Below are 863 nucleotides of genomic sequence, written 5' to 3' on the forward strand. Positions count from 1 at the left end.
CGCCAGGCTGCTCGGACTCCGTTGACGTTGACTGAGGCAATGCGAATCATGTGCTCTATGATCTCATGCACCTACGCCTTGGCCGCATGAAATAAGGGGGGACGGGAATCCCTGAGGGGGTTTGAACCGGGTTGTTATGCCCGGCGGGGACCGCCGGGGGACCGCGAGCATCTACGTCATCACACCCGTCACACCTATACAATCAAACCCATATCACAGAGAGAGGAGGCGTCCGTGCCAGAGCGGATAAAGCGGCTCACGCTAGCCGAGATCATGCGGCTACTCGAGGAAGGCAGCAGCTATGCCGATATATCTGAGCTGGACGGGCGCACCGTCCAGACTCTTCGAAACATGGTAACGCAGGGGAAGAAGCGAACCCCGGACAACAACCCACCGGGGTGGGGTTTCGCCCCCTGGTGGGTGCGACGGGCTCATGCCAATACTCAGACCGGGCGTCGGCTCCGGTACTCAGTTGCGCTCGAGAGTGGCGAGCCGATCGCGTCGTCGTTCATCGAGCAGGACGTCCGAGCATGGCTGGCGAGGGTGAAGGATAACGATTTTGTCATCAGCTATCACCCCGACACGCCGCCGAACAGGCTAGAAAAGAAGGGAGGATTCTTCTTCCGCCCGAGACGTCCAGGCGACTCACCAGGGATTATGCAGATTCCCGACGAATCAGAGTGTCCACCATCACAGTCACAGCTGGATGAGTGGTCGAATCTGTTCGATTGAATTAGAACAGCACTGCGTCTATCCTGGACGCACAGACCCCCAGGGGATGTTCCCTGGGGGTCGACTTGTGGGTTATAGGCCAAAAAGTGTGTCCGTGCCGGGTGTGTCACCGACGTCGTCCGCCCCATCCT

At 59.0% G+C, this 863-nt stretch carries 1 protein-coding gene; it reads left to right on the plus strand.

The features are described from left to right. Window positions 1-234 precede the first annotated feature (234 nt). A complete protein-coding gene (locus ABD154_RS17805; RefSeq protein ID WP_344251843.1) occupies window positions 235-732 on the plus strand; it encodes a hypothetical protein in 498 nt (165 codons plus the stop codon). Window positions 733-863 lie beyond the last annotated feature (131 nt).

It is taken from the genome of Brevibacterium sanguinis (assembly GCF_039528855.1).
Lineage (GTDB): Bacteria > Actinomycetota > Actinomycetes > Actinomycetales > Brevibacteriaceae > Brevibacterium > Brevibacterium sanguinis.